The organism is uncultured Streptococcus sp. (assembly GCF_963511325.1).
Classification (GTDB): Bacteria; Bacillota; Bacilli; order Lactobacillales; family Streptococcaceae; genus Streptococcus.
Genome location: NZ_CAUPII010000004.1, coordinates 18258 through 42883 on the forward strand (window position 1 = coordinate 18258; position 24626 = coordinate 42883).

19 protein-coding genes are annotated in these 24626 nt (G+C 39.1%); 6 read left to right on the top strand and 13 right to left on the bottom strand.

The window, feature by feature from the left end; translation table 11 throughout:
* Positions 1-18: 18 nt before the first annotated feature.
* Positions 19-348, bottom strand: a complete 330-nt coding sequence (gene gpsB, locus RQ973_RS02020; protein WP_311522587.1) for a cell division regulator GpsB — start codon at positions 346-348, stop codon at positions 19-21.
* A gap of 69 nt (positions 349-417) precedes the next feature.
* A complete protein-coding gene (locus tag RQ973_RS02025; RefSeq protein WP_311522588.1) occupies positions 418-945 on the bottom strand; it encodes an SLOG family protein in 528 nt (175 codons plus the stop codon).
* Between the two features lie 67 nt (positions 946-1012).
* Between RQ973_RS02025 and recU the strand changes: the two genes are divergently transcribed.
* Together recU and pbp1a are read left to right on the top strand one after the other, a co-directional pair.
* Positions 1013-1609, top strand: a complete 597-nt coding sequence (gene recU, locus RQ973_RS02030; RefSeq protein ID WP_311522589.1) for a Holliday junction resolvase RecU — start codon at positions 1013-1015, stop codon at positions 1607-1609.
* Positions 1606-3768 carry a penicillin-binding protein PBP1A gene (gene pbp1a / locus RQ973_RS02035; protein ID WP_311522590.1) on the top strand — a complete coding sequence of 721 codons (2163 nt, stop codon included), beginning with the start codon at positions 1606-1608 and terminating at the stop codon, positions 3766-3768. Before recU ends, pbp1a begins: the two co-directional genes overlap by 4 nt.
* Positions 3769-4119: 351 nt before the next feature.
* Here the strand turns inward: pbp1a and RQ973_RS02040 are convergent, their stop codons facing one another.
* Complete coding sequence (locus RQ973_RS02040; RefSeq protein ID WP_311522591.1) at positions 4120-6102, bottom strand: peptide ABC transporter substrate-binding protein; 1983 nt, start codon at positions 6100-6102, stop codon at positions 4120-4122.
* A gap of 204 nt (positions 6103-6306) precedes the next feature.
* Here RQ973_RS02040 and RQ973_RS02045 point away from each other — a divergent pair, with 204 nt between their 5' ends.
* On the top strand, positions 6307-6789 hold the full coding sequence (locus RQ973_RS02045) for an S-ribosylhomocysteine lyase (RefSeq protein ID WP_311522592.1): 483 nt from the start codon (positions 6307-6309) through the stop codon (positions 6787-6789).
* A gap of 53 nt (positions 6790-6842) precedes the next feature.
* Here the strand turns inward: RQ973_RS02045 and RQ973_RS02050 are convergent, their stop codons facing one another.
* Entirely contained in the window at positions 6843-8945 is a 2103-nt protein-coding gene (locus RQ973_RS02050; protein ID WP_311522593.1) for an ATP-dependent Clp protease ATP-binding subunit, read from the bottom strand.
* 404 nt (positions 8946-9349) lie between these two features.
* Complete coding sequence (gene pflB / locus RQ973_RS02055; RefSeq protein WP_311522641.1) at positions 9350-11665, bottom strand: formate C-acetyltransferase; 2316 nt, start codon at positions 11663-11665, stop codon at positions 9350-9352.
* A 237-nt stretch (positions 11666-11902) separates the two neighbouring features.
* Between pflB and dinB the strand changes: the two genes are divergently transcribed.
* Positions 11903-12964 (top strand): DNA polymerase IV, encoded by a 1062-nt coding sequence (gene dinB, locus RQ973_RS02060; RefSeq protein ID WP_311522594.1) that lies wholly within the window; start codon positions 11903-11905, stop codon positions 12962-12964.
* 33 nt (positions 12965-12997) lie between these two features.
* Here dinB and RQ973_RS02065 read toward each other — a convergent pair whose 3' ends face one another.
* Together RQ973_RS02065 and RQ973_RS02070 are read right to left on the bottom strand one after the other, a co-directional pair.
* Positions 12998-13843, bottom strand: coding sequence for an undecaprenyl-diphosphate phosphatase (locus tag RQ973_RS02065; RefSeq protein WP_311522595.1), 846 nt, complete (start codon positions 13841-13843; stop codon positions 12998-13000).
* Between the two features lie 61 nt (positions 13844-13904).
* Positions 13905-15797: a DUF2207 domain-containing protein gene (locus RQ973_RS02070; protein WP_311522596.1), complete on the bottom strand. Its 1893-nt coding sequence runs from the start codon at positions 15795-15797 to the stop codon at positions 13905-13907.
* A 130-nt stretch (positions 15798-15927) separates the two neighbouring features.
* Here RQ973_RS02070 and RQ973_RS02075 point away from each other — a divergent pair, with 130 nt between their 5' ends.
* Positions 15928-17493 (top strand): ABC transporter substrate-binding protein/permease, encoded by a 1566-nt coding sequence (locus RQ973_RS02075; protein WP_045763619.1) that lies wholly within the window; start codon positions 15928-15930, stop codon positions 17491-17493.
* Entirely contained in the window at positions 17493-18233 is a 741-nt protein-coding gene (locus tag RQ973_RS02080) for an amino acid ABC transporter ATP-binding protein (protein ID WP_000081949.1), read from the top strand. The genes RQ973_RS02075 and RQ973_RS02080 overlap by 1 nt, the downstream gene beginning before the upstream one ends.
* A 458-nt stretch (positions 18234-18691) precedes the next feature.
* Here the strand turns inward: RQ973_RS02080 and RQ973_RS02085 are convergent, their stop codons facing one another.
* The 6 genes from RQ973_RS02085 to RQ973_RS02110 all read right to left on the bottom strand — a co-directional run bounded on the left by RQ973_RS02085 (position 18692) and on the right by RQ973_RS02110 (position 24580).
* Positions 18692-18907 (bottom strand): hypothetical protein, encoded by a 216-nt coding sequence (locus RQ973_RS02085; protein WP_001140700.1) that lies wholly within the window; start codon positions 18905-18907, stop codon positions 18692-18694.
* A gap of 105 nt (positions 18908-19012) precedes the next feature.
* Positions 19013-19909 carry an SPFH domain-containing protein gene (locus RQ973_RS02090; RefSeq protein ID WP_000243418.1) on the bottom strand — a complete coding sequence of 299 codons (897 nt, stop codon included), beginning with the start codon at positions 19907-19909 and terminating at the stop codon, positions 19013-19015.
* An 82-nt stretch (positions 19910-19991) separates the two neighbouring features.
* The gene (gene ilvA / locus RQ973_RS02095) at positions 19992-21242 is read right to left on the bottom strand and encodes a threonine ammonia-lyase IlvA (protein ID WP_045763620.1); all 1251 of its coding nucleotides are present in this window, start codon (positions 21240-21242) and stop codon (positions 19992-19994) included.
* 80 nt (positions 21243-21322) lie between these two features.
* Complete coding sequence (ilvC, locus tag RQ973_RS02100; protein WP_045763621.1) at positions 21323-22345, bottom strand: ketol-acid reductoisomerase; 1023 nt, start codon at positions 22343-22345, stop codon at positions 21323-21325.
* Between the two features lie 65 nt (positions 22346-22410).
* Positions 22411-22887 (bottom strand): acetolactate synthase small subunit, encoded by a 477-nt coding sequence (gene ilvN / locus RQ973_RS02105; protein WP_001253809.1) that lies wholly within the window; start codon positions 22885-22887, stop codon positions 22411-22413.
* Positions 22880-24580: an acetolactate synthase large subunit gene (locus tag RQ973_RS02110; RefSeq protein ID WP_311522597.1), complete on the bottom strand. Its 1701-nt coding sequence runs from the start codon at positions 24578-24580 to the stop codon at positions 22880-22882. The genes ilvN and RQ973_RS02110 overlap by 8 nt, the downstream gene beginning before the upstream one ends.
* Positions 24581-24626: the final 46 nt, after the last annotated feature.

Here is a 24626-nt window from a genome sequence, read left to right on the forward strand (position 1 = left end):
TGCACAACAAAATCATTCTCAGAAATCAGAATTATCCAAGATTTGTTTGCCAAATACTTCTTTTTCAAGACGATTCAAACGTTTCAAAATATCAAAGTTTGTCATAGAAGTCGTACTTCCATGATCTGCTGATTCAGAAGTTGCTGGTGCCACTTGAGGTTTTTTCGCCAATTCTTCTTTGAGCTCCGCGATTTCTGAACGCAATGATTTTACTAATGCTGCATAAGTTTCATAATCCTTGATGACATCATCCAAGAATTCATCAACCTCTGCTTTACTATATCCACGTACTTCTCTTCCAAAATCCTGCTCAAAAATATCTTTTGCTGTAAAAATAATACTTGCCATGTCTCTCTCCATTCTCAGTTGCTAGTATTATTATATAAAAAAAGGCAAACAAAAAGCAAGGTCAAAGGCTCAATTTTCGGAAAAATTTTCAGCTACTTCGTTTAATTCCTCAAATGTTAATCTTTTTGTAATATAGTTGTCTTTCTTTTTCATCAGTTCGTAAAAATACTTCAGTTTTGTTTCATTTTCTTCATCATAAAAAAGATAGGCTCCATCTGTATTTTCAAGTAAGAAAAGTTGATAGTCTCGTAATTGACCCTTGTGTTCATAGTTCGGATAGGCGTATTTAATAAAATCAACTTGTTTAAATTCACTAAGTTTGACCTGATTCCCCTCATTCCAGTTTTCCCCATGAGTTTCAAAATCAAAGATAGTTGCAAGTTGGAAACCAAAGTCATCTTTCATATCTCTGGCTATCTCTAAAACCCAGTGTTCAAATCCCAGAGTTCCCGTAAATACCAACCATTTCAACCCTTCGTCTGCCATTTTTTCCAAATCTCTACGAATGGCTTTTTTAATAATTTTTAAACGAATATCTTTGTCATTAAACAATCCTAAATCAAAGCTAGAATAGCCTAAAACCAAGGCTGTATGCATTTTTTCACCCTTTCTGTTCACTTTTATGGTATAATAGAGTGATGTTATTGTACCAATAAGGAGAATTATGGTCAACTATCCTCATAAACTTTCATCGAAAAAAAAACAAGAAGTCACCTCACAAACTAAAAATTTCGCAAATCGCGGGATGACCTTTGAAAAGATGATCAATGCTACAAACGATTATTATCTGACACACGGTTTAGCTGTTATCCATAAGAAACCAACTCCTGTTCAGATTGTCCGCGTAGACTATCCGCAGCGTAGTCGGGCTAAGATTGTTGAAGCTTATTTTAGACAGGCATCGACTACCGATTATTCTGGAGTTTATGAAGGGTTTTACATCGATTTCGAAGCTAAGGAAACTAAGCAAAAACATGCCATTCCGCTGAAGAACTTCCATCCTCATCAGATTCGGCATATGGAACAAGTCCTTGAACAAAAAGGAATTTGCTTTATCCTTCTTCATTTTTCTTCTTATCAAGAAACGTATTTATTGCCGGCACTTGACCTCATCCGTTTTTATCATCAGGATATGGGGAAAAAGTCAATGCCGCTTGACTATATCAAAGAATTCGGTTATGTGATTGAGCAGTCTGCTTTTCCACAAATTCCTTACCTTGATACAGTCAAACAACATTTACTAGGTGGTAAAACAATATGAACAAACAAACTATCTTGCGCATCGTTAAATACCTCAGCATTGTTATGATTAGCTTATTTATCGTAGCTTTCCTACTTGGCGGTGGTGTATTTCTTTACTATGCAAACAAGGCTCCTGAACTCTCTGAAAGCAAACTTGTTGCAACCACATCAAGTAAAATTTATGATAGCAAAAATGAACTCATCGCAGATTTAGGTGCTGAACGTCGTGTCAATGCTCAAAGTAGTGACATTCCTACTGATCTTGTCAATGCGATTGTCTCTATCGAGGATCATCGCTTCTTTAACCACAGAGGAATTGATAGCATTCGAATAGCAGGAGCTTTCCTACGTAACCTTAGTAGTAATGGTGGTCTTCAAGGGGGATCAACCTTGACCCAGCAGTTGATTAAGCTGACTTATTTCTCAACATCAACAGCTGATCAAACCCTATCCCGTAAAGTTCAAGAGGCTTGGTTGGCTATCCAGCTAGAGCGAACTGCAACTAAGCAAGAAATATTGACCTATTACGTCAATAAGGTCTACATGTCAAATGGTAACTATGGTATGCAGACAGCTGCGGAAAACTATTATGGTAAGGACCTCAAAGACTTGTCCATCCCACAACTTGCACTCTTAGCAGGTATGCCACAGGCTCCAAACCAATACGATCCCTATTCTCATCCTGAAGCAGCCCTTGAAAGACGAAACCTCGTTTTGTCAGAAATGCAAAAACAAGGCTACCTTACAGCCGAGCAATATGAAACAGCCATCAATACTCCAATCACAGATGGACTTCAAAGCCTGAAATCTGTTAATAGCTATCCACAGTACATGGATAACTATCTTAAAGAGGTTATTGACCAAGTGGAGCAAGAGACAGGTTATAATCTATTAACAACAGGTATGGAAGTCTATACAAACGTCGACCAAGAGGTACAAAAACGCCTTTGGGATGTTTACAATACAGACGAATACGTTGACTATCCAGATGATGACCTTCAAGCTGCTTCTACTATCGTTGATGTTACAAATGGTAAAGTCATCGCTCAACTTGGTTCTAGACACCAATCAAGTAATGTTTCATTCGGTATCAACCAAGCCGTCGAAACAAACCGTGACTGGGGTTCTACTATGAAACCTATCACAGACTACGCTCCTGCACTTGAGTACGGAATCTTCGACTCTACTGCAGCAACGATTAATGATGCCCCTTATAACTATCCTGGAACAGACATTCCTGTCTATAACTGGGATAAGACCTACTTTGGAAATATCACTCTCCAGTACGCAATTCAACAATCTCGTAACGTACCAGCCGTTAAAACACTTGAAAAAGTTGGATTAGACCATGCTAAGACCTTCTTGAATGGTTTAGGAATTGATTACCCATCAATGGTATACGCAAATGCTATCTCAAGTAATACAGTTGAATCTCATAAACAGTACGGAGCAAGTAGTGAAAAAATGGCTGCTGCCTATGCTGCCTTTGCTAACGGCGGTATCTATCACAAACCAATGTATATCAATAAAGTTGTCTTTAGTGATGGCAGTTCAAAAGAGTTTTCAGACCAAGGTACTCGCGCCATGAAGGAAACAACCGCCTACATGATGACAGAAATGATGAAAACCGTATTAACATACGGAACTGGTCGTGGAGCCTACATGTCATGGCTTCCACAAGCTGGGAAAACTGGTACTTCAAACTATACAGACAATGAAATTGAGAACTACATTAAGAACACTGGGTATGTTGCTCCAGACGAAATGTTCGTAGGATATACTCGTAAGTATTCAATGGCCGTTTGGACTGGTTACTCAAACCGTCTTACTCCAATCGTAGGAGATGGATTTAGAGTCGCTGCAAATATCTACCGCTCAATGATGGGATATCTGTCAGAGGATGATCATCCTGGTGATTGGACAATGCCTGAAGGTTTGTATCGCAACGGCGAATACGTCTTTAAGAACGGTGCTCGTAACAACTGGATTCCACAGTCAACTCAAGCAAGTTCGACAACAGAGAGCTCAAGTTCAAGTACAACTTCAACAACTGAAAGTCCAAGCTCTTCGAATGATAATACGAATGGCGCTACCAATCCAAATGCCTCAGTACCAAACACAACTACAAATAGTCAACAACAAAATCCAGCCCCACAAAATACACAAGGGCAACAATAAAATATAAAAAACTGAGGATTTATTCTCAGTTTTTTGTATGCAGTTTTTTATGGTGGAATCTTAATTTTTATAAAGCCAAACTTTTTAAAATAGGAAGCGAAATAACTTAACAGATTAAAAACTGTCAAAGTTATGTCAATCGCAACCTTATCCCCAACACAAATCAAATAGTCGGGAAAGCTGTTTAAAATTATAGATAAAAGATATCTTACTTTTATGTAATACTGGAGCGTGACTTAGAATGTCTGTTCTACTACTTCAATGCAGTGCTTGAACTAATAACCAAAATGTCAAACTGATGTCTCAGGAATGATATCAAAAGGCCAGACTTTTTGTCCGGCCTCTTTTTTCTTATTTGACATGATTTGCAAGATCTTCTTGCGCTTTTTTATTAGATTCTTCTTTTTCTTTCTTCCATTTATCTTGAGCTTTTTGATATTCATCAACAGTTACTGGTTTATCTTGAAGTTCAAGGTATTTGTACAAGAGTGCTTCACTTGTTCCCTTGTTACCTGAGTAAGCAAATGGAAGTGTGAATGGCACCATCTTAGACAACATTGGACGTCCAGTTTTAGAAGTTGTTGGAATAATCAATGCACTATCTGTCAACCAAGCTTGGGCAGCAGCATATTTATCATAACGTTTTGAAACGTCAGTGTCTTCATTTCCAGCTTCAACAACCATCTTTTCGTAATCTTCCAAACCAACTTGTTTGGCAGCAGCGTTATTTGTACCTGAATCAAATCCTAGATAAGTCTTAGTATTTTCACCTACTGATGGTTTGATGATATCAAGGTATGTAGATGGGTCGATGTAGTCTGGAGACCAACCAACGTTATCTGAAAGGTCCCAATCTTCACCGGCAGCCGTCTCAGCAAAGTAAGTAACATTGAGGACTTCATCTTTTTGAAGTTGTTGAATGTCAATGACAACATTGTCAGTTCCTAACGTTGCTTCAAGTGATTGTTTCAATGATTGAACACGTTGAACTTTTGTAGTATTAGTTTGGTCAACTGGCATATCCAAGTGGATTGGGAATTGAACACCTTCCGCTTGGAGTGCTGTCTTGGCTTTAGCAAATTCTGCTTTCGCTTTTTCAGGATTGTAAAGACCGTCTTGAGCGTCTTCTAGATTAACATCTTTCCACTCATCACCATAGGTCACTAATTTTTCCTTAACTAAGTCACCAAAGTTTTTACCATCTGCTTGAACAAATGTTGGTGGTACGAACAAGTTACGAAGGAGTTTGCTTGCTCCACTTGCTCCATTAACTTGAGAAGCATAAGCTGTTCTATCAAAACCAAAGGCGATGGCTTGACGGAAGTCTTTGTTAAGAAGAGCTTTCTTAGTTGAAGTCTTTTGCTCGTCTGTAGTCTTAGAAGTATATTTGTAAGACTGACGGTCAATATTCGTACCGACTAAGAAAGTTGTAGAATCTTGTGTTGTATAAACGATGTTATCCTTAAACTCTTTTTCAAGTTCAGAGTAGCTTCCACTTGTTGGGAAGAGAAGGGCCATTGAGAAGCCGCCATCCTTAAAGGTTTCTGCAAGTTTGTTATTGTCTTGACCATCCCAGAATGAAAGTTTTACTTTATCAATATGAACATTGTCCTTATCCCAGTAGTTTGGATTCTTTTCAAATTCTACTGAAGATTTTGCTACCAATGATTTCAACAAGAAAGGACCATTATAAAGGATACTGCTTGGATCTGTTGCTTTAGCAAAGTCACTTCCTTTAGAAGTAAGGAATTCTTCATTGACTGGTGCAAGAATTCCCATGGTTGTCTTAGAGTTCCAGAAGCTTTCTGGTTTGTTCAAAGTGTATTGAACTGTTTGATCATCTACAGCCTTGATTCCAACTTCTGAGAAGTCTTTAACTTCACCTTTTACATAAGCATCCAAACCTTTAATGGATTCTTGAACAAGATAAAGGGCTTCTGACTTATTGTCAGCCGCATACTTAAGACCTGTTACAAAGTCTTGCGCTTTAACTGGTGCATACTCTTCGCCTTCAGAAGTGTACCACTTAGCATCTTTACGGATTGTGTAAGTGTAAGTCAACCCGTCTTTAGACACTGACCAATCTTCTGCCAAAGATGGCACGAAGTTACCGTAGCGGTCATTCTCCATCAAACCATCAACGACATTACTTGTGATATTCGCAACCGCAGCCTTACCTGTTGTCAGATAGTTGAGGCTGTCTGGATCTGTTTCATAAACGTAAGAAAAAGTTTTCTCACCTTTTGCACTAGAGCCTGAACCTGAACAAGCTGCCAAAACACCTGACGCTAACAGAGTCACCCCTGCTAGGGCCATTACTTTTGAAAATTTCATAATAAACTCCTTTATGACTTTTTATACATTATAATCCCTTTTCAGCCAAGTGTCAATACAATTTTCAGAATTTTTCAAATTGAATTGAAAATATTTTTTCTATTTCTAACTTTTCAACAAACATCTGATACAAAGTTCTTTTTTTGACAATTATCAAATCAATCTTTGTGATATAATGAAAGAAGAAAGTTGAAAGGAATTACCATGACCAAAGAAGTTATTGTTGAAAGTTTTGAACTTGACCACACAATCGTTAAAGCTCCCTATGTTCGTTTAATCGGAGAGGAAACTGGACCAAAAGGTGATATCATCTCTAATTTTGATATCCGCTTGGTTCAACCAAATGAAGATTCTATCCCTACTGCGGGGCTCCATACTATCGAGCACCTCTTGGCTAAGCTGATTCGTACTCGCATTGACGGGATGATTGATTGTTCACCATTTGGGTGTCGTACAGGTTTCCATATGATTATGTGGGGACGTCATACTAGCTCAGAAATCGCTGCTGTCATCAAGGATTCACTAAAGGAAATCGCTGAGACTACAACTTGGGAAGATGTCCCAGGGACTACCATTGAATCTTGTGGCAACTACAAGGATCATAGCCTTTTCTCTGCTAAGGAATGGGCAAAATTGATTCTTGAACAAGGAATCTCAGATGATGCCTTTGAGCGTCATGTCATTTAACAAAAAGGAACCAATTTTTCAACTGGTTCCTTTTTTACACTCAAAATTTTAATTTAGGCTTTTTCACGAATGACCAAGACACCATCTTCCATATCAGCTTCTAGGTGTTTAGCATCAAGATTATCCAAATGGAAATCTGTCACTTTATCACGGATCTGTTGTTCAACTACACGACGGAGAGGACGAACACCCATGACTTCATCATAACCTTCTTCAGTCATGTATTCTTTGGCTGCATCGCTCACTGCCAAATCGATCTCTTTCTTGGCAAGTGTCTTATTGACATCAACCAACATCAAATCAACAATCTTAGAAAGGTCTTCCTTGCTCAAATGTGAGAATTCGATAACAGCATTGAAACGGTTGAGGAACTCTGGACGGAAGTATGGTTTCAAACGATCCATGAGCTCTGGTTTGTCCGCATCTTCTGTCAAGTTAGCTTCATAACCAAAGCCTGCATTTGAAGTTGCGATAATCACCGTATTCTTGAAGTTTACCGTGTTACCTTGACCGTCTGTCAAACGACCATCATCCAATACTTGGAGAAGAAGAGTAATCACTTGAGGGTCTGCCTTTTCAATCTCATCAAGAAGGACAATTGAGTATGGATTACGACGGACACGTTCAGTCAAGGTATTGTTATTATCATCGTAACCAACATAACCTGCAGTGGTACCAATCAATTTAGAAACGGCTGTACGATCGCTGTATTCTGACATATCCAAACGGATGATAGCATCTTTAGTTCCGAACATATCAAGAGCTAATTGTTTAGCTAATTCAGTTTTACCGACTCCGGTAGGACCTACAAATAGGAAGCTACCGATTGGACGGTTTCCTTCGTCAAAGCCTGCACGGTTCCGACGGATGGCACGTGCTACTGCTTCAACAGCCTTATCTTGACCAATAACCTTAGTTTGCAAACGGTGACCCATATCTTTCAAACGTTCGATATCAGTTGCATCCATTTGTGAAACAGGGATACCTGTCATACGTTCTACAGACTCAGCAACATCATTAACAGTTGCAGTAACCTTATGATCTTCTGTATGGTTGGCAATTTTCTTTTCAAGTTCTTCGATACGAATTTTTGCATTTAATGCCGCTTCATAATCCTCTTTAGCAGCTGCAGCTTCTTGTTTAGCTTTTTCTTCTTCAATTTCATGTTCCACAGCATGCACATCTGTCACTGGGTGTTGTGCTGCCAAGTGAGCAGCTGTCACATCGACCAAGTCGATAGCCTTATCTGGCAAGCTACGTTGTGGAATGTATTGAACAGAGTAATCAACAGCCGCTTTCAATACTTCATCTGGCAAGATAACGTTGTGGTGTTGTTGATAAAGATCACGAATACCTTGGAGAATCTTGAAAGTATCTTCAGCAGATGGAGCATTAACTTTCACTTCGTTGAAACGACGAGCAAGAGCAGCATTTTTCAAAATAGTGTTGCGATATTCATCTTGAGTTGTTGCACCAATCACTGTTAATTCACCACGTGAAAGAGCTGGTTTCAAGATATCAGCAAGACCTTTAGATCCTTGACCATCCCCTGTGCTACCTGCGCCAAGGATTTGATGAATTTCATCGAAGAAGAGGATAATGTTTCCAGCTTCTTTAACTTCTTTTACCAAGTTTTGAATGTTTTCTTCAAAGCTACCACGGTATTGAGTACCAGCTTCAAGTCCAGAAATATCAATGGAAATGATTTCTTTATTCTTGATTGCTGCTGGAACATCACCATTCACGATAGCTTGGGCAAGACCTTCTACTACTGCCGTTTTACCAACACCAGCATCACCGACTAGAACTGGGTTATTCTTTGTACGACGAGAAAGGATTTCAGATGTTTCTTGAATCTCCTTATTACGTCCAATAACCGGATCTAACTTACCTTCACGAGCTTCAGCTGTTAAGTTACGTCCAAGTTTTGCAAGAATACCATCTTGTTTCATAGCTTTACCTTGAACATACTGAACTTGGTCACTTCCTTCGCTTGGAAGTTGACCAGTTTGACGGTAAATAGCGAATTCTTCAGGTGTTACTTCGCGACCGTTAATCAAGTAACGACGGTTTTCTGAACTGTATCCACGCATACCACCCATCAATTGGTTAAATAAATCATCCATGTTGTTAAAGTTATTAAAGTTGTTATTCATATTTCATACCTCGTTTGTTTTTATATTTACTTAGTCAAAATAATTTGACTTTCTCTGACCTTTATTTTAAAAAATTTAGACTAGCTACTTGCTACTCTACGTATAATTTCTGGTTTTTCTTTATCCAATGTAGATTTTGTAATTGGAATTCTAAAAATACTAATGTTAAACATAGGTTGCACCTCTTTTCTAGGTTTTACCCATACTTTGATCTCAAGATAACATAGACAATCACCTTAAAATCAAGGTTTTCTAAGGATTTTCTTATCCTTATGTTCTTAGTATATCACTTTGGTCAGTAATAGTCAAGAGATTTGACCAACTTTGACCAACTTTTTTTAAAAATTTTTTTATACCAAAAAACCAGTCAAAATGACTGGTTTTTGATTTACTATTTATGAATCTTAGCTCAATGCATCATCCATTGAAAGAACTTCGTGGAAGACACGTTGTGTCAATTCAGTTTTTTGTTCTGGAGTGAGGTACTTAGTATTTACACAGTATCCTGAGATACGTACGATTACGTCTTCACCTGACATGATCTTTTCGTAAACATCGTTCAAGTCCATAACGTTCAAGTTAACGTGTTGTCCACCGTTTTCGAAGTAACCATCAAGGATTGTTACCAAGTTATCAACTTGTTCGTCACGAGTTTTACCAAGAGCACGTGGTGATACTTGAGTTGTCAATGAGATACCATCAGCTGCGTAACCAAAGTCAAGGCTAGCAAGTGAGTTCAAGTTTTGCAACCATCCACCTTTAGCTTTGTTAGATGGGTTAGCACCTGGTGAGAAGAATTCAAGTTTAGACAAGTTCACTGAACCATCTTCGTTGAGGTATACACCTTTGTGGACTGGAGAGTTACCAGTTTGTTTAGAGTAAGCAACGTTAGATGTGATTGTCAAAAGTGATACTGTAGCTTCTGCGTCTTTGTAAAGTTTGTGGCTACGTAGACGAGTTGTGTAAGCTTCGATCAACCATTCTGCCAATTCGTTTGAACGTGGGTCATCTTCACCCCAACGTGGGTATTCACCGATTGTTTCGTAATCGTAGATGTAGCCATTTTCGTCACGGATTGGTTTAACTGTAGCGTACTTGATAGCTGACAATGTGTCAACAGTATTAGCGAATCCACAGATACCAAATCCCATGTTAGCACGTTGTTTAGTTGGCAAGAAGGCCATTTGAACAGCTTCGTAGTTGTACTTGTCAGTCATGTAGTGGATGATGTTCAAAGCATCTACGTAAGTGTCAGTCAACCAGTCAAGAGATTTTTCAAAGTTAGCTTTAACTGATTCGAATTCAAGAACTTCATCACGGATTGGTTCGATGTCAAATACTTTGTAGTCTTTATGAACATCATCGTAACCACCGTTCAAACCAGTAAGAAGAGCTTTAAGAACGTTAACGCGAGCACCGAAGTACTGGATGTTGTGGCGTTGATCTTCGTTTTCTGGGTCAAGTGGAGATACACAACATGAGATACAGCTCATTTCACCATATCCATCTTTAGCCATTGTTGTTACACCTTCGTATTGGATTGAAGAGTGTTTGTGGCTCATGTGCATACAGTAGCGACGGAAGTTGTATGGTAATTTGTCAGTCCAAAGAACTGTCAAGTTTGGTTCTGGAGAGTTACCGATGTTGTCAAGAGTGTTCAAGAAACGGTAGTCCATCTTAGTAACACGGTGACGACCGTCGTTACCCATACCAGCCATAGAAGTTGTGATGAAGGTTGGGTCACCTGAGTACAATTGGTCGTAAGCTTTTGTACGAGCAAATTTAACTGTACGAAGTTTCATAACGAAATCATCAACAAATTCTTGGATTTCTGATTCAGTAAATGTACCACGAGCAAGGTCACGTTCTGCAAAGATATCCAATACGATTGGCACACGTCCAAGAGATGTAGCCGCACCGTTGATAACACGACAGACAGCCATAAAGGCAATGTTAACCCATTGGATAGCTTCTTTAACGTTCATCGCTGGTTTACGAACATCAACTCCGTAAAGGTCACCCAAGCGAACAACTTGTTGCAATGCTTGATATTGAAGGTTGATTTCTTCACGAAGACGGATTGTTTCTTCATCGATTTCTTCGATTGAGTTCCAATCGTTAACTTTTTCTTGCATCAAGTAGTCTGCACCGTAAAGAGCAAGACGTGCATAAACACCGATGATACGTCCACGTGAGTATGCATCTGGAAGACCAGTTACAGTGTGAGCGTGACGAGCACGACGAATGTTTGAAGTGTAAGCACGGAAGATACCATCGTTAACAGTTGTTACGTATTTAGTGAAAATTTCGTGAACAGCTGGATCTGGTTCGTATCCATTTTCTTTCAAAGTAGTTTCAGCCATACGGATACCACCTTTTGGCATGAAGTTCAATTTGAAGAGTTCATCGTTTTGGATACCATAAATCAATTCGTTTTCTTTGTCGATAAATCCAGCAGGAATATCAGCAATAGATGTTGGACGAGTGTCCATTGGGAAACGAGTTTCTTCGTAGTGTGCTTTAGTTTCTTCTACGATTTTTTTGATGTGAAGTGAACGCTCTGTTGGTCCTGCAAGGAAGCTTTCATCTCCATCATAAGGTGTGTAGTTAGCTTGTACAAAGCGTGACACACTTGCTTTTTCTTTCCAGTCAACACCTTTAAAGCCTTCCCAGGCTTTGTCAAAAATATCTTGTGCTTCAACAACTGTCTTAACAACCATGTTAATGTCCTCTTTTTTCTTTCTAGTAACAGTCATCTGTTACATTCATGTATTCAGTATAACACACAGTAAACGATTTCAACAACTAAAAACTCACTTTTTTAACACTTTCTTTTCTAATACAGTTATAAATTATCCAAAAACTGTATTATATTTTTGAAAGAAGTTATTTGATTTTCATTTTTTCAGAAAAAGAGTATAATAAAACTAGACTAACTTGCACTGAGAGGATTTTCCATGTTGATTTTTCCACTAATGAATGATTTATCTCGTAAAATCATCCATATTGACATGGATGCCTTTTTTGCTGCTGTTGAAATTCGAGACAATCCCAAACTTAAAGGGAAGCCAGTTGTGATTGGTAGTGACCCTAGAAAAACTGGTGGTCGCGGTGTTGTTTCTACCTGTAGCTATGAAGCACGAGCATTTGGCATCCACTCAGCCATGAGTTCTAAAGAAGCCTATGAACGTTGCCCTCAAGCAGTTTTCATTTCTGGAAACTACGAAAAATATACTGCTGTCGGTCAACAGATTCGAGCTATTTTCAAACGTTATACGGATAATATCGAGCCTATGAGTATCGATGAAGCTTTTCTAGACGTGACTGAAAACAAACTCGGTATCAAGTCCGCTGTTAAAATCGCTCGACTAATTCAACAAGATATTTGGAATGAACTTCATTTGACCGCTTCTGCTGGTGTGTCTTATAATAAATTCTTAGCTAAAATAGCCAGCGATTACCAAAAACCTCGAGGTCTGACAGTTATTCTCCCTGATGAAGCTGAAGATTTTCTCAAACAAATGGATATCGCTAAATTCCACGGTGTAGGTAAGAAAACAGTTGAGAAATTGCATCAAATGGGGGTATTTACAGGTGCTGATCTTTTAAATATTTCTGAAATTAGTCTCATTGACCGTTTTGGTAGACTCGGTTTTGACCTGTATCGCAAGGCTCGTGGCATTGATAATTCTCCCGTCAAATCCAATCGCATTCGTAAGTCTATCGGAAAAGAAAAAACTTATAGTAAAATTCTCAATCTAGAAGAGGATATCAAAAAAGAGCTAACCCTCCTTTCGGAAAGAGTTGCCCTTAGTCTTCAAAAACATGAAAAATCTGGAAAGATTGTTATTTTAAAAATCCGCTATGCTGACTTTTCTACAATGACTAAGCGGAAAAGCTTATCTCAAAAGATCCAAGATGCTGAAACTATTTCACAAATGGCTATCCAACTTTACGAATCTCTGGCAGATAAAGATAAAGACGTTCGCTTATTGGGTGTCACTGTGACTGGATTTTAAAACCTTGAAGGAATCTTCCCTCAAGGTTTTTTCTTATACAAATAATCGTACAAAGCTATAAAGTAGCAAGACACTACCAAGGACAATACGGTATTTACCGAAGACTGTAAAGTCGTGTTTTTTAACATAGCTGGTCAAGAAACGAATGGCAACCATGCTGACTGCAAAAGCGACTACCATAGCAACTAGAAGTAAGAAAAATTGACCAAAGCTCAATACTTCTCCTGCTTTAATAAATTTAAAAATCTTCAAAGCACTGGCTCCAAACATAACTGGAATTCCTAGATAGAAGGTGAACTCAGTTACAACTGAACGACTAGTACCATTTAACAAACCACCAACGATAGTGGCGCCCGAACGGCTAGTCCCAGGTAAAAGAGCCAAGACTTGGAAAAGTCCGATATAGAGGGCCGTTTTATAAGGCAACTTATCTAGTTCAGTTACTGTTGGCTCAATCGCTTGCGCTTTGTTACGTTTTTCAAGATAGATAAAGGCAACCCCATAAACAATCAGCATAATAGCTACTGAAACCATATTATGGAAATGAGTATCAAACCAATCATCAAACTTAAAGACTAAAAGAAGAGGGAGGGTCGCAACAAATACTTTGGACCATAATTGCCAAGTTCTACGAACTTGAACTTTATCCTTACCTGGTTTGAAAGGATTCAGTTTGTTAAAGTAGATAACCATAACGGCTAGGATAGCACCCAGTTGAATGACTACGTTAAACATAGACATAAAAGCTTCATTTTGATCTTTATACTGGATAAACTCTTCTGCCAAAATCAAGTGACCAGTACTTGAAATCGGCAACCATTCCGTAATTCCTTCAACAATACCAAAAAAGATAGATTTTAAAATTTCAATAAGATACATAGATAACTCCTTTTTCTATCCTCCATTATATCATACTTTTATAAGCTGTGTTTAGTTTTCTTTAAAAGGCACCAATGCTACCGCCACCACCGCCTCCAGAGAATCCGCCACCAGAACTTCCACTACTAGAAGATACTGAGTAAGTACTTGCCGTATTTGCGACACTGGCATAATGGCTCATTTGCGCTGTTGAATGATAAAACATGCTATGCCAGCCATAGGCTACATAGAGATTGATATCTGGATTTTCAACTTGGATCTGGTGAATCTTCATCAAATGGCTCACCTTGTCAGCACAGCCAAACAAGGTTGCATACACCAGTAGGCGATTCCAGACTACAATACTTTCTAACTCTGCCTGATCCAGTCGTGCAATCTCACGTAACATATTTTCAAAACTCGTCCAAAGATAATAGACCTCCGCTCCTACTTCATTTAGAACACCATCACGATTATCTAGTCGAATCTTCCAATAATAGAAAGCAGCCAAAACTAAACCTAGTAAGCCAAGTATTGGCAAGGGCAGGTAAAGATAGCCATGAACGTCCAAACTGTACAAGAACAAACCAAATCCGATGATTAGTGGGAAAATAGTAGAAACACCCATGCTCACTTGCAAGACCTTTTCCCCGCTAGTCAAGGGGCGATAATAATCTGGTAGCCCCAAGAAAGCGACTCGGTCCTTGACCCCTTCTTGCATCTCTTTCAATACTCTTTCAAAAGAATATTTGAGCTTACGACCTTTTGTTTGAATCCGTCTTTCATCAGCAGCTTTTGCTCCACGATAAAGGCTCTCAGATACCTTATAATCTGCAAACAAATCGGAAACAGCAACTTCTTTTTTACCTGAAAAGGCCAGATTTAGACAGGTCCTCTCAAAGCTTGCCAAGCCATCTTCTTTTACCAACCTTAAAGTAACTGCATCTCCTTCTGAAATAATAGAGACATTCCCACGGTCGATTACATCTAGTAAGGTAGCCTGAATAAGCTGGTTGAAGTCGAATTTTCCTGCTCCTTTAATTAGAGGACTCACTTCCTCCAAGGAAGTAGAGTAAACAGCTTCAGATAAAACCATAGGCTCTAATTCCATCGGCGGTTCATAGAGACGATAATTTTTGGCATATTTGACTGAAGGAGTGATTTTTCTTCTATAAATAAAATAGAAGCAGATACTCAATAACAAGGAAAGTGACGAAATCAAAGGAAACACCCAAGTAACGAGTTGTTTACTCTGCTCTTTTTCTCTAACAATCGAGTCTTCTATCTTATTAAACTCTTCTAAACGATTCCCTTTTAAGCCCTGATCCATAGCGCTAGCAAAATCGGTTCGAGGCCAGTAGGCATGCAACTCAACTCCGCGCTTAGACGGAAGATTGTCGAAGCGAATAGTATAGTCATGACCACTCTGTTCAATACTTCCCTCTCTATAAAGTTGACCTGTGTGGAAAAAGAGTTTTTCAGCCCCCTTCTCTCCGCTTACATGAAACTCAAACTTTTCAATAGATTCTGAACTGTCTGTTAAGGGTTGCCAATTTAATTCAGCGATATCATTATACAAGAAAAGAAGGTTTTTCAATTGCCAGGTAAGTTCCACTTCGACCCTGTCCCCTTCCTGACCTGGATTATAGACTTTAACAGTATAACCATTCGTTTCTTCTGTCACTTCGCTAGTAACATCTGTCAGTTCAGCACCATTTTTCGAGGCCTCAACCTTTGGATGAGGATCAATTTCAAACCCGCTAGGCATCTTGCCTGCACGACCAAGACCCACGATTTGCCCATTAAAATCATCCTCGAACTGGTAAACTATCTTCTGCCTAAATTCCGCTGTATTATCTGCATGAATATACAGTTCTCCTTTATAGGATGGAATGCTGAAATCCACGGCAAAAACCAATTTTGGAACAATTATCAGACAAGTAAATATAAGTACTATTAACCATCTTTTTTTCATAATATAGCCTCTTTTGACCTTTTTCTCATTATATCATTTTTTTCCAAGTAAGGGTTTACTAGGATTGAAAAACTTGCTAATTTTCGATACAATAGAGAGAAGCAATTTTAGACTAGAAATAGGAGAAAACATGAAAAAATTATGCTTAACTATCCTTGCTAGCCTGGCCCTTACTTTAGGACTAGTTAGCCAGGTCCAAGCCGATGAATATTTACGCATCGGTATGGAGGCAGCCTACGCACCCTTTAACTGGACTCAAGATGACGACAGTAACGGCGCTGTCAAAATCGATGGAACCAACCAATATGCTAATGGTTACGACGTCCAAATAGCTAAAAAGATTGCTAAGGACCTAGGCAAAGAGCCCTTGGTTGTTAAAACCAAGTGGGAAGGACTTGTTCCAGCCCTTACTTCTGGTAAGATTGATATGATCATTGCAGGTATGAGCCCAACTGCTGAACGCAAACAAGAAATTGCATTTTCAAGCAGCTACTATACTAGCGAACCAGTACTTTTGGTTAAAAAGGATTCTGCCTATGCAAATGCCAAATCACTAGAGGACTTTAGCGGAGCAAAAATCACTTCTCAACAAGGTGTTTACCTTTATGACTTAATTTCACAAATCTCAGGCGCTCAGAAGGAAACTGCCATGGGAGATTTCGCCCAAATGCGTCAAGCTCTTGAAGCTGGTGTCATTGATGCCTACGTTTCTGAACGTCCTGAAGCCCTAACTGCCGAATCAGCAAACGCTAAGTTCAAAATGATTCAGCCTGAACCTGGTTTTAAAACTGGTGAAGAAGATACATCTATCGCTATTGGACTTCGTAAAGATGATGACCGTATCAGCCAAATCAACGCCAGTATTGAAACCATTTCTAAAGATGAACAAGTTGCGCTCATGGATCGTATGATCAAAGAGCAACCAGCAGAATCTACAACGACAGAAGAAAGCAACAGTAACTTCTTTGGCCAAGTCGCTAAAATTCTGACTGAAAACTGGCAACAACTCTTGCGTGGTGCTGGTATTACCCTTCTCATTTCAATTATCGGTACCATCGTTGGTCTCGCTATCGGTCTTGCTATCGGTGTTTTCCGTACGGCACCTCTATCTGAAAACCAATTTATCTTTGGAATCCAAAAACTAATCGGTTGGATTCTCAATATCTATATTGAAATTTTCCGTGGAACACCTATGATTGTACAATCTATGGTTATCTACTATGGAACTGCTCAAGCTTTCGGGATCAACCTAGACCGTACGCTAGCTGCTATCTTTATCGTTTCGATCAACACTGGTGCTTACATGACTGAAATTGTTCGTGGTGGTATCCTAGCTGTTGATAAGGGACAATTTGAAGCAGCAACTGCACTTGGTATGACTCATAACCAGACCATGCGTAAGATTGTTTTGCCTCAAGTTGTTCGAAATATTCTACCAGCCACTGGTAATGAGTTCGTCATCAACATCAAGGATACTTCTGTATTGAACGTTATCTCTGTTGTAGAACTTTACTTCTCAGGAAATACAGTAGCAACACAAACCTACCAGTACTTCCAAACCTTTACCATCATCGCAGTTATCTACTTTGTCCTCACCTTCACAGTAACGCGTATCCTACGCTTCATCGAAAAACGTATGGATATGGATACTTATACAACAGGTGCTAACCAAATGCAAACGGAGGATTTGAAATAATGAGTCAACCAATCCTTGAAATCAAACACCTCAAAAAATCCTACGGGCAAAACGAGGTCCTAAAAGACATCTCTCTCACTATTCATAAAGGAGAAGTTATTTCTATCATCGGTAGTTCAGGTAGTGGTAAATCAACCTTCCTACGTTCTATCAACCTTCTCGAAACACCAACTGAAGGTGAGATCCTTTATCACGGTGAAAACGTACTTGAAAAAGGGTATAACCTCACTCACTATCGTGAAAAACTAGGCATGGTTTTCCAATCCTTTAACCTCTTTGAAAATCTCAATGTTCTTGAAAATACGATTGTTGCACAGACTACTGTCCTCAAACGTGAACGATCAGAAGCAGAGAAAATTGCTAAAGAAAACCTTGAAAAAGTTGGAATGGGAGAGCGCTACTGGCAAGCTAAACCAAAACAACTTTCTGGTGGTCAAAAGCAACGTGTAGCCATTGCTCGCGCGCTTTCTATGAATCCTGATGCCATTCTCTTTGACGAGCCTACTTCAGCCCTTGACCCTGAAATGGTCGGTGAAGTTCTAAAAATCATGCAAGAACTAGCTCAAGAAGGCTTGACAATGATCGTTGTAACCCACGAAATGGAATTTGCTCGTGACGTATCACACCGTGTCATCTTTATGGACAAAGGTGTTATTGCAGAAGAAGGCAAACCTGAAGATTTATTTACAAATCCTAAAGAGGAACGTACAAGAGAATTTTTACAACGCTATTTAGGATAAGACAAAAGCGGTTGGATAAACCTCTTAAACCAAGAGTTGTTTTCCTATCCAATCCCCAATCAACATTGAGTCAAAGGCTCATAAATATAAAAATCAAGGTCGGAGTTTTTTATTCCGACCTCTTTTTATATACTTTAAAAATCACTTTTATCCCTTCTTCTGTTTCCTGAACAAGTATTGCTTGTAGCTATACTCCTAATCTTTTATTTGATTTTCATGAGTGATACTCAATGAAAATCAAATAGCAAACTAGGAAACGAGCCGCAGGATGTACTTGAGTACGGCAAGGCGAAGCTGACGTGGTTTGAATTTGATTTTCGAAGAGTATGAGATCACTCAGCTCCCTGTCAACCTAGTTCATTCTAACAAATAGATTTGTTGAGCAGGTCATAGCATGGCTATTTCGCCGTTCCATAAATAAAAGCAGACCCTAATTAGAGTCTGCTGGTATCCAAAGATTAATCTTCAAATTTTTCATGATTTTTTTCATAGAAATCAATTAATCCAAGGGCTGTTTCAAAGGAAATATTTTTAACTTTTGCACGTCCTTGAGCTAGAGCAATGATAGACATTTCACGTGCATTCGTTTCTTTAGAAATACGATAACCAGTGATCTTCTTATCACGAACCCAGCTAACAACTGATTCTACTTTTTCAAAGTTAGTCTTAGCCATGTTTTTCTCCTATTTTATTCTTTACGATATTTAATTGTATACGTTTTTATGGCATTTGTCAATAAAAAAACATATATCCAATCAAATAAGACGTTAAGATTTAGTTTACTTGGCTTTTAAAGCCGATAATATATGGGTTCGTATATCTTCAACTCCGTTAGGATTTGCTGGTAAGAAAATTGTATTATTACCTTGTTTTTCTGCAAAATTATTCAATGTATCTAAATACTGGTTAGTTAACAAGATTGACATGATTTGCTCTTCAGTTAATTCAACATTGGCTCCTTTTAACTCTTTAATAGAATCAGCAAGTCCATCAACAATTGCTTTTCGTTGCTCTGCGATCCCCACACCATGTAGGCGATCCTTTTCTGCCTCTGCTTCGGCCGCTGTTACGATCTTAATTTTATCTGCTTCGGCCAATTCTTGTGCTGCTACTCTCTTACGTTGAGCAGCATTGATTTCATTCATCGATTGCTTGACTTCCGCATCCGGCTCTACTTTGGTAATGAGCGTTTTGACGATAATGTACCCATACGTTGACATTTCTTCCGCTACTTGTTTTTGAACTTCTAATGCAATTTCATCCTTTTTCTCAAACAATTCATCCAAAGTTAACTTAGGAACTGATGAGCGCAATGCGTCTTCAATATAAGATTTGATTTGAGCCTCAGGTCTCATTAGTTTATAGTAAGCATCTGTAACATTTTGTTCATTTACTCGGTACTGTGTCGCAACATTCATCGTCACAAATACGTTATCTTGAGTCTTGGTTTCCACAACGATTTCACTTTGCAAGAGACGCAGTTGTACACGAGCTGCAATTTTATCAATTCCAAATGGTGCTCTTAGGTGAATACCACTATTGCTCAATTTTTGATACTTACCAAATCGTTCAATGATAGCTACTGATTGTTGGCGAACAACATAGATTGAGCTCATTAATATAGCTCCTACAATAAGCATTAGAATAATTAGAACAAGTATAACTTTTAAAACCATGGGAATCTCCCCCTTTCTTCACTTACATTATAGCACTAGTAAATAGGTTAGGCAAATAATATGATAAAAATTTCATAGCATATTAAACAAGCATATTATATAGGGTCTCATTCCCATTTAAGTTAATATAAGACGGGTCGAATTTTTCCATACGGTGAATCAATCCCGCATAATCATGTTTATCAGCCAGCGCAATCCCTATTAGTACTGGACCAGTTCCCTTGCTAGCTCGTTTGATATATTCAAAACGAGTAATATCATCATGAGGTCCTAAGATATCATTTACAAACTCTCGAAGTGCTCCCGGACGTTGTGGGAAATTCACTACAAAATAATGCTTGATACCATCATAAATCAAGGCACGTTCTTCCATCTCTGGCATACGGTTGATGTCATTATTCCCTCCAGAAATGATACAACAAATGGTCTTGCCCTTAATATAATCGGATAATACTTCTAGAGCTGCAACACTAGCGGCACCCGCAGGTTCTGCTACGATACCTTGTTTAGAATAAAGATCAATTAAGGTCTCAGAAATCAAGCCTTCATCTACACCGATAAGAGTTTCTACATGTTTGCGTGTTGCTTCATAGGTCAACTGTCCTACCTTTTGCACAGCAATTCCATCCGCAAATTTATCAATTTCTTTAAGTTTAACCGGTCCTCCAGCTTCAAAGGCAGCCTTCATAGAACGAGCACCTTCAGCCTCTACTCCAATGACCTCAATCTGAGGATTTGTTTCTTTAATATAAGTAGAAACACCTGAAATGAGACCTCCGCCTCCAACAGGTACCAAGACAGTATCAAATTCAATAGATTCTTTACGAGCTTCTTCTAAAATTTCATAGGCTACCGTACCCTGACCAGCTTGAACATAGGGATCATCAAAGGGGTCAATAAAAGTACGATTTTCAGCTACAGTAAAGTCTTGAGCAGCCTTGGCTGAAGCATCAAAAGTATCCCCTACTAATTTGATCGTAACAAAATCTCCTCCAAAGAAACGAACCTGACCAATTTTCTGTTGAGGTGTCGTAATTGGCATAAAGATTGTTGCAGGAATCTTCATCTCATTACATGTGTAGGCAACACCTTGAGCGTGATTTCCCGCTGAAGCACACACTACACCACGTTCACGTTCCTCTTTTGTCAATTGGGAAATTGCGTAATAAGCCCCACGAATTTTAAAAGAACGGACACGTTGAGCATTTTCCTTTTTAAGATAAATTTTCGCTCCGTATTTTTCGGATAAATAATGATCGTAGTCAAGTGGCGTATTGGCTACTACACCACTCAAAACCTTGTGGGCTTTCACCACATCTTTTGCACTTAGCATAATCTCCTCCTAGATGAGTTTTCAAGATAAAAAACGAGTTAGGTTCCCCCCAACTCGCCTTCTGTTTATATTCTTAAAAATTAGTTGTAGATCTTGAATGCATCATCGTCGTTTTTACCGACAAATGGCATTGCTTTACGCAATTCTGCACCAACTTTTTCAATTTCAAGGTTAGCTGCTTGTTCACGGTAGGCAGTCAATTTTGGACGTCCAGCTTTGTAGTCATTTACAAAGTCGTTGGCGAATTTACCATTTTGGATGTCCGCGAGAACTGCTTTCATATTTTCTTTGACTTGTTCAGTGATTACACGTGGACCTGAAACATAGTCACCGTACTCAGCAGTGTTTGAAATTGATTGACGCATTTTCTTGAATCCACCTTCGTAGATCAAGTCAACGATCAATTTCATTTCGTGAAGAACTTCAAAGTAAGCCAATTCTGGAGCATAACCAGCTTCTGTCAAGACTTCAAAACCAGCTTCAATAAGGGCAGTCAAACCACCACAAAGTACTGCTTGTTCACCAAACAAATCTTCTTCAGTTTCTTCTTTGTAAGTTGTTTCAAGAAGACCTACACGAGCTGCACCAACACCTTTACACCAGTCCATAGCGATGTCTTTAGCATTTCCTGTTGCATCTTGGTAGACAGCGTAAAGCGCTGGAACACCAAATCCTTCTTCGTAAGTACGACGTACCAAGTGTCCTGGTCCTTTAGGAGCACACATGAAGACATCAACATCTGCAGGAACTTTGATGAATTCGAAGTGGATGTTGAAACCATGTGCAAAACCAACTGCATTTCCAGCTTCCAAGTTTGGTGCAATTTCTGCTTCGTACAATTCTTGTTGGATTTCGTCTGGAGCCAAGATCATGATAACATCAGCCAACTTAGTTGCTTCTGCTACTGTGTATGTATCAAAACCATCTTCTTTTGCTTTGTCAAAAGATTTACCTGGGCGTACACCGATGATGACATCACGACCTGAATCACGCAAGTTTTGAGCGTGAGCATGACCTTGTGAACCATAACCGATAACGGCGATTTTTTTACCGTCAAGTGCTGCTACTTTTACATCTTTTTCGTATTCCATTTGAACTGCCATAGTTTTTCTCTCTTTTCTATTATTTATTGCCTTTTAGACTAGTTTAACAAATTTAAGTTGGATTTTTAGTCGCGGGTAAATCCAGTTGCACCCGTACGAGCGATATTCTTAATACCATATGGTCGAATCACTCGAATTAAGGCTTCACTCTTTTCTGCATTCCCAGTCATCTGAATGGTAATGGAACTTGGAGCTACATCGACTACTGTTGCACGGAAAGGTTGGATAATAGCCAAAATTTCTGCACGTTTTTCAGCAGGAGCTGAAACCTTTATAAGAATCACTTCTCGTTCTAAGTGGGGTTGATCCGTGATATCACGAATGCGAATCACATCAATCTGACGATTAAGTTGTTTGATAATTTGCTCCACTTCATCATGTGAGGCAACATCAATGATAATGGTAATTCGTGATACATTAGGATTTTCCGTTGCGCCAACAGAAATGCTTTCGATATTGACTTGACGTCTCGATAAGACTCCTGTGAAGCGATTGAGAACACCTGAACGGTTTTGAAGTTTGGCTGTTAACATTCTACGCATTAAACTTCACCCCCAACATCTCATGATTACTCTTACCAGCTGGTACCATCGGTAAAACATGTTCTTTCCGAGAAATATCTACTTCGATGAACATTGGTACATCTTCCATGATGACTTCCAAATCCTTCTCAAGAGTTTCAGGATTATCGAACTTATAATTTTTAATCCCGTAGGCTTGAGCCATCAATTGAAAGTCTGGCAAGCTTTCAAATACCGACTCTGAAGTTCGACCATCATAGAAAGCTTCTTGCCACTGGCGGACCATCCCAAGTGAATGATTATTTAGCATGATGACCTTGATTGGAATCTTGTAAATGTTTAAGATTGCTAATTCCTGATTGGTCATCTGGAAACCACCATCACCGACAAAGAGAACAACTTCTTTATCTGGATTGGCAATTTTAGCACCAATAGCTGCAGGAACTCCGAATCCCATGGTTCCTAAACCACCTGACGTAACCAATTGACGCTCGTTTTGGTAAGGATAGTATTGAGCCGTCCACATTTGGTGTTGTCCAACGTCTGTTACGACAATGGCGTCACCATTGGTCAACTCACCGATACGTTCAATAACTGCTTGTGGTTGGACGACACGTTCCTTCTTATCATATGAACGAACACGATTCTTATCTTTTGTAACTTTTTCAATCCACTTTTCAGTATTGTTACGAACAATTGGCTCAGAGAGCAAGAGCTCCAGGGCCTTCTTGGCATCTCCAACAACAGGGATATCAACAGAGATTATCTTTCCAATCTCAGCTGGATCGATGTCAATGTGAGCAACTTTAGCATTCTTAGCAAAGGTCTTAGGATTTCCAGTCAAGCGATCATCAAAGCGACAACCAATAGAAATCATAAAGTCAGCTTCAGTCATAGCAATATTTGCTGCAAAGGAACCATGCATTCCGCCCATTCCCAAAAATAATGGATGGCTAGTTGCTATCGTTCCCTGTCCCAAAAGACTGGTAACAACAGGAATTTGATAACGTTCTGCAAATTCATTTAACTCTGCTGCAGCCTCTGCATAGCTAATTCCACCACCAGCTAACAAAACTGGTTTCTTAGCCTTAGACAACTGTTTCAAGATTTTCTTGATTTGCATCTCATTAGGCTCTAGAGTTGGTTGATAACTTGGTAAATCTATCTCCGATGAATAGACGAAATCCGTCTCAAGGGCAGAAACATCTTTTGGTAAGTCAATGACAACCGGCCCAGGACGACCTGTAGTTGCAATATGGACAGCTTCTGTAATAATCCGTGGAATATCCGCTGTTTCGCGCACCTGATAGTTATACTTAGTGATTGGCATGGTTATACCAACGATATCCGCTTCTTGGAAAGCATCCTTACCGATTCCCGCTCTTGCGACTTGCCCTGTGAAGACTAAAAGGGGAACACTATCGCTCATGGCATCTGCAATACCTGTAATGGCATTCGTTGCTCCCGGTCCACTTGTGACGACTGCGACACCAAGTTTTCCTGTTGACTTAGCGTAACCTTCAGCTTCATGAAGACAACCTTGTTCATGGCGACCTAGAATATGGCGAATACCTTTAAAATTATAAATAGCATCATATAAAGGCAATACCGCCCCGCCTGGATAACCAAAAATCGTATCGATTCCTAAGTCACGAAGTGTTTCCAAAACGAGTTCTGAACCTGACTTTGGTGAGTCTAAAATGATTTTCTCCATTCTACCCCTTTCTCTTCTCTTAAAAATAGCTTGTTACTATGATACC